Consider the following 893-nt stretch of genomic DNA (forward strand, 5'->3'; position numbering starts at 1 on the left):
CCTCAAGAAATACCATCGCGGTCCCCCCATTCAACAGACCAGCCCAGTGGGTGAGGTGCCAATCATTTGCCAGCCCATCGGTGCAGGCGTACTGACACATCGGCGCCACAACGACGCGGTTTTCAAGGGTCAGGCCACCATTGGGCGAAGGAATATGAAAGGCAGTAAACAAAGGGCTCATGAGGATCTTTTGGGGCAAATTGGTTGTGGGGCGACTGCGCACGAGGATTGAATGGTAACGAACTCCGCACCATACCGCTGGCGCTTGGGAGATAGCCCGCCAGCGACATCAATCCAAATTATTTTTGCGTAAACTTGGGCGTTCGCGTGGTTGTATCTGACCATGGCGGCGTTCGCAAAGGAAAACAGCATGTTAGAGACAAAATTTGGCAGCGGTAAAGCGGTTCAACGTGTCGAGGATGATCGCTTGCTTAGGGGCCAAGGCCTGTACGTTGACGATGCCACAGCTGCTGGCACCAAGCATGTCTGCTTTGTTCGATCTCCTTATGCCAGCGCTGACATCCTATCGGTCGACACATCGGCAGCACAGCAAGCAGCCGGTGTTCACCTGGTGCTGACCGGGGCTGACCTGTTGGCTGCCGGCGTACCCGCGATGGCGAAGCCGATTAATTTCAAACGGCCCGACGGCTCCCCCCTTCAAACACCCGAGCGACACCTCCTGGCCACGACCCGGGTGCGCTTTGTCGGCGAACCGGTCGCCGTCGTCGTTGCAGATAGCATTGCCCAGGCCCAAGCGGCCGCTGAGCTGGTTGAGGTTTCCTACGAACCAAGGCCTGTGGCGGCTGACATGGCGCAAGCACTCGCGTCAGACGCTCCCCTATTGGCTGATGGCCCTGATAACATTTGTGCGCAAACGCATTTCGGCGATACCG

At 57.6% G+C, this 893-nt stretch carries 2 pseudogenes; one reads left to right on the forward strand and one right to left on the reverse strand.

From position 1 onward, the window contains the following. Positions 1-181 (reverse strand): annotated as a pseudogene (locus AC1QQ2_RS14505) (oxidoreductase); the annotation flags it as partial. Between the two features lie 162 nt (positions 182-343). Here AC1QQ2_RS14505 and AC1QQ2_RS14510 point away from each other — a divergent pair. Further along, a pseudogene (locus AC1QQ2_RS14510) lies at positions 344-893 on the forward strand (xanthine dehydrogenase family protein molybdopterin-binding subunit); the annotation flags it as partial.

This window comes from Aestuarium sp., assembly GCF_023253315.1.
Taxonomy (GTDB): domain Bacteria; phylum Pseudomonadota; class Alphaproteobacteria; order Rhodobacterales; family Rhodobacteraceae; genus Marivivens; species Marivivens donghaensis.